This window comes from Phenylobacterium sp. (assembly GCF_031425575.1).
GTDB lineage: Bacteria > Pseudomonadota > Alphaproteobacteria > Caulobacterales > Caulobacteraceae > Phenylobacterium.
Map to the genome: position 1 here is coordinate 1 of NZ_JANPJP010000335.1, position 9,144 is coordinate 9,144.

At 69.9% G+C, this 9,144-nt stretch carries 10 protein-coding genes; 5 read left to right on the forward strand and 5 right to left on the reverse strand.

Annotation, left to right across the window (positions count from 1 at the left end; translation table 11 throughout):
- Positions 1-166 precede the first annotated feature (166 nt).
- The gene (gene pbpC, locus RMO97_RS18410; RefSeq protein WP_310542475.1) at positions 167-2,191 is read left to right on the forward strand and encodes a penicillin-binding protein 1C; all 2,025 of its coding nucleotides are present in this window, start codon (positions 167-169) and stop codon (positions 2,189-2,191) included.
- Positions 2,192-2,430: 239 nt separating this feature from the next.
- Here the strand turns inward: pbpC and maiA are convergent, their stop codons facing one another.
- The 3 genes from maiA to RMO97_RS18425 form a co-directional block, all read right to left on the reverse strand.
- Positions 2,431-3,078 (reverse strand): maleylacetoacetate isomerase, encoded by a 648-nt coding sequence (gene maiA / locus RMO97_RS18415; RefSeq protein ID WP_310542466.1) that lies wholly within the window; start codon positions 3,076-3,078, stop codon positions 2,431-2,433.
- Position 3,079: 1 nt separating this feature from the next.
- Complete coding sequence (locus tag RMO97_RS18420; RefSeq protein WP_310542467.1) at positions 3,080-3,760, reverse strand: fumarylacetoacetate hydrolase family protein; 681 nt, start codon at positions 3,758-3,760, stop codon at positions 3,080-3,082.
- Between the two features lie 81 nt (positions 3,761-3,841).
- Complete coding sequence (locus RMO97_RS18425) at positions 3,842-4,426, reverse strand: DUF4142 domain-containing protein (protein WP_310542468.1); 585 nt, start codon at positions 4,424-4,426, stop codon at positions 3,842-3,844.
- 102 nt (positions 4,427-4,528) lie between these two features.
- Between RMO97_RS18425 and RMO97_RS18430 the strand changes: the two genes are divergently transcribed.
- Complete coding sequence (locus tag RMO97_RS18430; protein WP_310542469.1) at positions 4,529-5,737, forward strand: CaiB/BaiF CoA-transferase family protein; 1,209 nt, start codon at positions 4,529-4,531, stop codon at positions 5,735-5,737.
- A gap of 22 nt (positions 5,738-5,759) precedes the next feature.
- Entirely contained in the window at positions 5,760-6,242 is a 483-nt protein-coding gene (locus RMO97_RS18435; protein ID WP_310542470.1) for a cupin domain-containing protein, read from the forward strand.
- On the opposite strand, the gene RMO97_RS18440 is transcribed toward RMO97_RS18435, so the two are convergent.
- Positions 6,230-6,781: a helix-turn-helix domain-containing protein gene (locus RMO97_RS18440; protein ID WP_310542471.1), complete on the reverse strand. Its 552-nt coding sequence runs from the start codon at positions 6,779-6,781 to the stop codon at positions 6,230-6,232. The genes RMO97_RS18435 and RMO97_RS18440 overlap by 13 nt on opposite strands.
- A gap of 302 nt (positions 6,782-7,083) precedes the next feature.
- Here RMO97_RS18440 and RMO97_RS18445 point away from each other — a divergent pair, with 302 nt between their 5' ends.
- On the forward strand, positions 7,084-7,293 hold the full coding sequence (locus RMO97_RS18445; RefSeq protein WP_310542472.1) for a PaaI family thioesterase: 210 nt from the start codon (positions 7,084-7,086) through the stop codon (positions 7,291-7,293).
- Here RMO97_RS18445 and RMO97_RS18450 read toward each other — a convergent pair.
- The gene (locus tag RMO97_RS18450) at positions 7,290-8,129 is read right to left on the reverse strand and encodes an SDR family NAD(P)-dependent oxidoreductase (protein WP_310542473.1); all 840 of its coding nucleotides are present in this window, start codon (positions 8,127-8,129) and stop codon (positions 7,290-7,292) included. The two genes, RMO97_RS18445 and RMO97_RS18450, sit on opposite strands and share 4 nt — an antisense overlap.
- Positions 8,130-8,211: 82 nt before the next feature.
- On the opposite strand from RMO97_RS18450, the gene RMO97_RS18455 reads away from it, so the two are divergent.
- Positions 8,212-9,018, forward strand: a complete 807-nt coding sequence (locus RMO97_RS18455) for an alpha/beta hydrolase (RefSeq protein ID WP_310542474.1) — start codon at positions 8,212-8,214, stop codon at positions 9,016-9,018.
- Positions 9,019-9,144: the final 126 nt, after the last annotated feature.

The following is a 9,144-nucleotide window of genomic DNA, read 5'->3' on the forward strand; positions in this document are numbered from 1 at the left end:
CCTTGTGGGAGAGGGTGGCCGTCCGAAGGACGGTCGGGTGAGGGGTCGCGCCGCCCTCGACGCGCTGTTGGCGAGGGTTGGACGGAGAGGTCTGAGCGACCCCTCATCCGACCCTGCTCCGCAGGGCCACCTTCTCCCGCAAGGGGAGAAGGGAACAGTTAGACGCATCACACTCGCCCTCATCGTCCTGCTCGCGGTCGAGACAGCGGCGTTCGCCCTGGACGCCCTGCTGCCGCCGGACCTGAGCCGCGCCCAGCGGTCCTCGCCGGTGGCCCTGGACCAGCGCGGCGCCTGGCTGCGCGCCCTGCCGGTGGAGGACGGGCGATGGCGGATCCGGGCCGATCTGTCGCGGACGGACAAGGTCTTTCAACGACGCCTGGTGGCCATCGAGGACGCCCGGTTCTGGCTGCATCCCGGGGTCGACCCCATCGCCGTGCTCCGGGCGGCGGGCTCGGCGGCGGTGCGCGGCCGGGTGACCTCCGGCGCCTCCACCCTGACCATGCAGACCGCCCGCCTGCTGGAGCCCCGTCCCCGCACCCTCGGCGCCAAGCTGATCGAGATGATCAGGGCGGTGCAGATCGAGGCCCGCTATTCCAAGCGCGAGATCCTGGCCCTCTACCTGACGCTGGCTCCCTACGGCGGCAACCTGGAGGGGGTGCGGGCCGCCAGCCTCTCCTATTTCGGCCATGAGCCGGAGACCCTGACCAACAGCGAGCAGGCCCTGCTGATCGCCCTGCCCCAGTCGCCGGAGGCCCGGCGACCCGACCGCCGCCCTGATGCCGCGCGCACCGCCCGCCGCGCGGTGCTGGACAAGATGGTGCGCACCCGACGCATGACCGAGGCCGAGGCCAGCGAGGCCGACAGCGAGCCCCTACCCGGCCGCGCCCCCTTCCCCGCCATGGCCTGGCATGCGGCGGGAGAACTGGCCCGCGCCGCGCCCGCCTCCCAGGCCTCGGTGGTCTCGACGATCGACGCCGGCCTGCAGTCGCGGCTGGAGCCCCTGGCCGCCGCCGTCTCCCGCGCCCAGGGGCCGGAGGACACCGCCGCAATCCTGGTGGTGGAGATCAAGAGCCGCGCCGTCCGCGCCGCCGTCGGCTCCGGTGGCCTGGAGCGTCCCAGCGGCTGGATCGACATGACCCGCGCCATCCGCTCGCCGGGATCGACCCTGAAGCCCTTCATCTACGGCTTCGCCTTCGACGACGGCGTCGCGGCGCCTGACACCGAGATCAACGACGCCCCGCGCCGCTTCGCCGACTACCAACCGGAGAACTTCGACCGGGTCTTCCACGGCAAGGTCACGGCGCGGGAGGCCCTGTCCCACTCCCTCAACGTGCCCGCCGTCGAATTGCTGGAAAAGGTTGGGCCGTCCTCCTTCGAGGCGCGGCTGGCGGCCGTCGACGTGACCCTGGTCCGGCCTCGGCGGCAGCTCCGCACGCCGGGCCTGGCCATCGCGCTCGGCGGTGTCGGGATCAGCCTGCGGGACCTGGCGGTGCTCTATGCGGCGCTCGGCGACGGCGGTGTGGCCAAGCCGCTGGCCTGGACGGAAGCCGAGGCCCGGAAGCGCCCGCGCCAGGGGGGTGACCGGCTGATGCGCCAGGCCGCCGCCACCCAGGTGCTGGACATCCTGCGCGAGACCCCGCCGCCCGCCGGCTCCAGCCCCGCGGCGCTCACCAAGGGCCGGCCGCTGATGGCCTTCAAGACCGGCACGTCCTACGGCTTCCGCGACGCGGTGGCCGCAGGCATCGTCGGCAAGTACGTGATCCTGGTCTGGACCGGCCGGGCCGACGGGGGCGCGCGGGGCGGCCTGACCGGACGCGACGCGGCCCTGCCCCTGCTCTTCGACGTCGCCGACCTGCTGGACGCCCCGGCCGCCGCCCCGCGCCCCATCGCGCCCCGCGCGGCGCCGGAGGCCCTGCGGAAGCTGGACACCGTCACCCCCGGCCCGCGCCTGATCTTCCCGCCGGACGGTTCGGCCGTGCAGGTGGAGAGCTTCGGCCCCCAGTCCCGGGGCCTGGTCCTGGCCGCCGGGGGCGAGGGCCTGGCGTGGTACATCGATGGCGAGCCCCTCGACCGCGACCCGGTGTCGGGCCGCGTGGTCTGGCGCCCCAAGGGGCCGGGCTTCTACCGCCTGATGGTCATCGACGGCGAGGGCCGCAAGGTGACCGCCCGGGTCCGCGTCAGGGGGAGCTGATCACCGCCCCTCAACCGCTCATCCGGGCGAAGGCCGGGACCCAGATGCACCAAGTGCGTTCAGAGCTGATCCACCGTTCGTGTGGTTCGTGTGGTTCGTGGTTCAAATTCTTCCGATCGCGACGCCGCGATGCCGATCAAGATTGTTCACGAACCACACGAACCACACGAACGGGGTTTTTGATCGAAGGCCGGGGTTGAATCTGGGTCCCGGCCTTCGCCGGGATGAGCGGATTTGGGTTAGGCCGGGAGCGCGTCCGGCTGGTTTTCGGGCAGGGCGGCGATGAAGGCCGGGTGCTCCTTCGAGCGCAAGCCCACCGCCTGGATCGAGGGCCAGGCGTCCAGCTCCACCTTGTAGCGGGCCGCCGAGTAGATCTGCGGGATCAGGCAGCAGTCGGCGATGGTGGGCGTGTCGCCAAAGCAGAAGCCGTCGCCATACTTGGCGATCATCGGTTCGAGAGTGTTGAAGCCGTCGACGATCCAGCGCTCGGTCCACTTGGCCCGGCGCGGGGCGGCGACGTCCATGGCTTCCAGCGCCCGCTGCACCCGCATGTTGTTCAGCGGATGGATGTCGCAGGCGATGACGCCCGCCATGGCGCGCACCCGGGCGCGGTCCATCGGATCCTTGGGCAGCAGGGCCGGCTCAGGGTGCGTCTCGTCGAGATATTCCAGGATCGCCAGGCTCTGGGTCAGGACGTCGGTCCCGTCGCCCAGGTCCAGGGTCGGCACCAGCCGCTGGATATTGACCGCCCGATAGGCCGGCTTGTGCTGGGCGCCGGCCACCAGGTCGACGGGCTCATAGGCGTAGTCGAGGCCCTTGAGCGCCAGGCCGATGCGCACGCGGTAGGGGGCGGTGGCGCGCCACTGGGAATAGAGGGTCAGGCTCATCTTAGCCCACCGTGAAGCTGAGGGCGCCGACGCCTTCGACCTCGCCCTGGATCCTGTCGCCGGCCACGATGGCCGCCACGCCTTCCGGGGTGCCGGTGAAGATCAGGTCGCCGGGCGCCAGGGTCCAGAGCTTGGAGGCCTCACTGATGATCTCGGCGACGTTCCAGATCATGTCGGCCACGACGCCTTCTTGGCGGACCGTCCCGTTCACGGAGATGGCGATACGCCCCTGGGGCGCGGGGCCGGTCCAGGGTTTGATGGCGGAGATCGGGGCCGAGGCGTCGAAGGCCTTGCCGGCCTCCCAGGGCTGGCCCTTGTCCTTGGCGGCGTTCTGCAGGTCCCGGCGGGTCAGGTCGACGCCGACCGCATAGCCGTAGACCAGGTCCAGGGCGCTCTCGACAGGGACGTTCGCCCCGCCGCCCTTCAGGGCCACCACCAGCTCGATCTCGTGGTGCAGGTTGGCGGTGCGGGGCGGATAGGGAACCGCAGGCCCGGGCGCGACGATGGCGTCGGCGGGCTTGGCGAAGAAGAAGGGGGGATCACGGTCATCGCCCCCCATCTCGCGGCGGTGAGCGGCGTAGTTGCGTCCCACGCAATAGATGCGGCGGACGGGGAAGAGGGCGCTCGAGCCCTCGACGGGAACGCAGGCCTGGGCCGGCGGAGCAAGGACGTAATCGGTCATGGGAGCCGCCTTACGCCCGCGCCGGGTGGAAGGGAACCCCGCCCCCACGCTCGCGGCGTGAAGAGCGGGGCTCCGCGCCGCCTACATCATCTTGTCGGCCATCATCTTGGCCATGTCGTGGTGGCCCTTGACCACCGGGGCGGTGGCGGTGGCGAAGGCCTTTATGGCCGGGACGTCGCCGCCGTCGGCATAGCCCTGCATCAGGTTCAGCGCGTCCTGGTGGGCCACCACCTGGCCATCGACGTACATCTTGTCGAAGCCGGCGGCGTCGGCGGCCTTCAGGCTGTCCAGCATGGCCTGCTTGTCGGCGGGCAGGGCGGTCGGGGGCGTCATGGTCTGGCCGGAGTCGGCGATGGCCTTCTTGAGGTCGGCGCTGGACTTGGTGTGGGCCGCGATCATCTCGGCGGCGAACTTCTTGACCTCGGCGTTGGTCGACTTGGTCTGGGCGACCTTGGCGGCCTCGATCTCAAACATGTCGCTGGCGGCGGCCATCGGCACGAAGTCGACCGCCGTCGTCGGCGTGGCCGGCATGGCCGGGGCGGTGGCCGGGGCCATGGCCTGTTCGGCGGGCATGGCGGTCTCACCGGCCGGGTCGGCCTTCTGGCCGCAGGCGGCGAGGGAAAGGGCGGCGATGCACGCGCCCGCGATCAGCAGATGACGGCTCATGGGGAAGCTCCTGATTGACAGATAGAGGTCTGGGCGGGTCCAACGACCTGCTTGTCCTATCCCAACTCACGGAAGCGTGAACATGTTCCGGAGAGCCGCCAAATGACTGACACCGCCTCCGAGGGTCCGCTCAAGGACCTCGTGGTCATCGAGATGGGGACCCTGATCGCCGGCCCGTTCGCCGGTCAGATCCTGGGGGACTTCGGGGCCGGGGTGATTAAGATCGAGGACCCCAAGGTGGGCGACCCCATGCGCCAGTGGGGCCGCAGCCTGCCCCAGGGCCTGTCGCCCTGGTGGCCGGTGATCGGGCGCAACAAGCAGTCGGTGGGCCTGGACCTGCGCACGCCCGAGGGCCGCGCGATCGCCGGCGACCTGATCGCCAAGGCCGACGTCCTGATCGAGAACTTCCGGCCCGGCACCATGGAGAAGTGGGGCATGGGCTATGAGGCCCTGTCCGCCATCAATCCACGCCTGATCATGGCCAGGGTGTCGGGCTTCGGCCAGACCGGTCCCTACGCCAGCCGCGCCGGCTACGGCCTGATCGGCGAGGCCATGGGCGGCCTGCGCCACGTCACCGGCGAGCCCGACCGCCCCCCGGCGCGGGCCGGCATCTCCATCGGCGACAGCCTCACGGCCATGCATGCGGTGATGGGGATCACCATGGCCCTGCACCACCGGGCCAATACCGGCCGCGGCCAGATGCTGGACGTCGCCCTCTATGAGAGCGTGCTGGCGGTGATGGAGAACCTGGTCACCGAGTACGATCTCACCGGCTATGTGCGGGAACGCTCGGGCTCGATCCTGCCCGGCATCGCGCCGTCCAATGTCTATCCCTGCGCGCAGGGCGAGATGATCCTGATCGGCGGCAACGGCGACACGGTCTTCGCGCGCCTGGCGCAGACGATGGGCCGGCCCGACCTGGCCAAGGACCCGAAGTTCGTCGACCACGCCTCGCGCGGGGTGAACCAGGGCGAGCTGGACGACATCATCGCCGACTGGACCAAGGACTTCGCCCTGCCCGACCTGCTGGCCCTGCTGGAGGCCGACGGCATCCCCTCGGGCCGGATATTCCGCGCGCCGGACATGCTGGAGAACGAACAGTTCCAGGCGCGCGACACCATCGTGGAGACCGACCACCCGGTGTTCGGCAAGATCAAGATGCAGAACGCCTTCCCGAAGATGTCGGAGACCCCGGGCAAGGTCCGCTGGCCAGGGCCCGCCCTTGGCCAGCACACCGACGAGGTGCTGACCGGCTTCGCGGGCCTTACCGCCGGGAGGGTGGCGGAGCTGCGGGCCAAGGGCATAGTCTAGGTCTGCGCCGGAGGCCGAGCCGATGTCCGATATTCCGCAAGACGCCTGGAAACACACCGGGGTCCGTGTCGTCCCTGGCGACCAGCTCGACACCAACACGCCTCAGACACCCGGCATGGACCGGGCCGCGGCCATCAACTTCGCCCGGGTTGGAGCCCAAAAGCTTTGGGCGGGGACTGTCCACATCCACGCCGACGGCAAGACCGGCGCCCATCACCACGGCCCTCTGGAAAGCGTCATCTATGTCCTGAAGGGCCGGGCCCGGATGCGCTGGGGGGAGAAACTGGAATTCACCGCCGAGGCCGGTCCCGGCGACTTCATCTATGTCCCGCCCTATGTGCCGCACCAGGAGATCAACGCCTCGGCCGATGAGACCCTGGAATGCCTGCTGGTGCGCAGCGACAGCGACGCGGTGGTGGTGAACCTGGACATCGAACCGGTGGAGAAGCCGGAAGGGGTCGCCTGGATCGACCCGATCCACAAGGCGCCAGGCTATACGGAGTAGCGCTCCGTCAGCTTGACCAGGGCGTCCTCCAGCCCCGGGTCAGCCAGCACCGGGGAGCCCTCCAGCACCGCGGCGCGGATCACCCCGATCACCGCGCGGCTGATGACGAAGCGGTCCAGGCGGTCGCCTGGGTGGCGCTCGATCAGGCGGTTGGTGGTCTTCTCCTCGGCCGCGATGTGCTCGGTGGCCAGGATCGCCTTCAGGCACGCCCGTCGCGTGGCGGGGCGGTCGGCCATGATGGCGATCTGGGCGCGGATCGCCAGCCGCGCGGGCGAGACCCCGTCCGGCCCCGCCGCCGCCATCAGCTGCGTCCGCACCTTGGCGTTCTCGGCCAGGGCCATGGCCACCAGGATCGAGGCCTTGTCGGCATGGTATTGGTAAAGCGTGCCAATGCTGATCGCCGCCCGCTCCGCGATGGCGTTGGTGGTGAGGGCGGCCTCCCCCTGACCCTCCAGAATCTGAGCGGTGGCCTCGAAGATGGCCGCCTGGGTCGCCACCGCCCGGGCCTGTCTCGGTTGTCGGCGTTGGGATTGCGCCATGCGCCCGGGGTCTCCGTGGAAGGCGAGTAGCCGAACCTGAGTTTAACTCACATTGTCTGCGCCTCAACAACTTCGAGGCTATTCAAGAATGACCTGGGCGACGGAACGGCTGGACGCGTTGAAGGCGGGGGCGACGGAGGTCCCGCCTGTGGTGACGACCTTGAGGATGGGGACCCTGGAGGACTGGGGTCCGGGATGGGTGCGCAAGACCTGGGAGCCGGCGCCGGATCCTCAACGGCGACGGCTCGCTGTTCGGCGGCTATCTGGCCGCCCTGGCCGACCAGATCCTGGCCTTCGCCGCCATGACCGTCGTGCCCGACGAAAACTACTACCGCACCATCAATCTGCAGATGCAGTTCGTGAAGATCGGCGCCGCCCGCCCCCTGACCATCGAGGGTCGGGTCACGGCCGCCACTCGCCAGCTGATCACCGTCGAGGCCGACTTCCGCCGCGAGGACGGCGAGCTGATCGCCCGCGCCGCCGCCCAGCAGATCCTGATGCCGAAGGTCTAGGAAGAGAGCCCCAGCCGCTTGCCGACCATGTTGTCCACGACGCGCCTGGGGAGGTTGGCCATCATGAAGGTGGTCAGGGGATTGGGGGCGACGGTGTAGCGGACCTTGGGTTTGGCGGTGGTCAGGGCCTTGGCCACCGCCTCCCCGATAGCTTCCGGGGGCAGGCCGGCGGCGCCGCTGGAGGTCATGAAGGCGTGGACCTTCTGCAGGGCCGGATAGAAGGGGGTGTCGCGATAGGGCTCGATGTCCTCGGGGCGCGCCTTGCCCCAGATCGGCGTGGCCACCGCGCCGGGCGCCACCACGATCACGTCGACGCCGAACAGCATCAGCTCGCGTCGCAGGGACTCCGACAGCCCCTCCACCGCGAACTTCGAGGCGTTGTAGGGCGCCAGGAAGGGCGATCCGTTCTTGCCCCCCACCGAGCTGATATTGACGATCCGGCCCGAGGCCCCCTTGCCACCGGCGTTCAGCAGCGGGGCGAAGGCCTGGGTCGCGATCACCACGCCGGTCAGATTGACCTCGATCTGCTGGCGAAAGTCGGCGATGGGCAGGTGCAGCAAGGGGCCCGCGACGGCCACCCCGGCGTTGTTCACCAGGCCCATCAGGGTCTCGCCGGCCAGGGCGACGCGCACCTGTTCGGCGGCGGCGCGCACGGCGGCCTCGTCGGTGACGTCGAAAATCAGGGGGACGAAGCGGTCGCCGAATTCCTGGCGCAGGCGGTCGGCGTCGGCGGCCTTCCGCACGCTGCCGAACACCCGGACACCCTGGCCGGTCAGCACCTTTGTGATCCCCCAGCCGATGCCGGTGGAGACTCCCGTGACCACGACGCTTTTCATGACGCTTCCCCGCTTGCCTGGCTGCCCTGCCCGTCCGAACCTAGGCCAAGCTAACGCCGCTGTCGCGGCAGGGAGAGTTCGTATGCCCACCGCCCACGTGAACGGCCTGAATCTCTATTACGAGCAGGCCGGGTCCGGGCCGCCCCTGTTGTTCATCTCCGGCACCGGCGGAGACCTGCGCAACAAGCCCAACCAGTTCGACGGGCCGTTTCCCAAGGCCTTCGACATGGTCTCCTACGATCAGCGCGGCCTGGGGCGTTCGGAGAAGCCCGACGTCGCCTACAGCATGGCCGACTATGCCGACGACGCTTCGGCCCTGATGGGGGAACTGGGCGTCGAGCGCGCCCACATCGTCGGCGTCTCCTTCGGCGGCATGGTGGCCCAGGAGCTGGTCCTGCGGCATCCGCGCCGGGTGGACCGTCTGGTCCTGGCCTGCACCTCGCCTGGCGGGGCGGGCGGGGCCTCCTTCCCCTTCCACGAGATCGATCACCTGAAGGGCGAGGCCCGCGCCAGACACCTGACGCCGGTCTCCGACACCCGCCGCGACGCCGCCTGGGCTGAAGCCAACCCTGACACCTACAGGCAGATCATCGCCATGAGTTCGGCCGACCCCTATGGCGCGGAACCGGGCCACGAGATGGGCGCCCGGCGTCAGCTCGAGGCCCGCGCCCACCATGACACCTGGGACCGGCTGGACCAGATCGAGGCGCCGACCCTGATCGCCGCGGGCCGCTATGACGGCATCGCCCTGCCGGCGACCCAGGAGAACCTGGCCAGCCGGATCAAGGGCTCGACGTTGCGGTTCTTCGAGGGCGGCCACCTGTTCATGATCCAGGACCGCACGGCGACGGCGACCATGATCAAATTCTTGAACGGCGAAGAGGTCTAGGCGGCCACGTTGAGCAGGGCCGAGACCGCGGCGGCCACCTGGGTCACGTCGTAGGGCTTACGGATGATCGGGGCGTCGAATCCGAGCGGCGCGCCGGTGTCGCCATAGCCGGTGGCGAAGACGAAG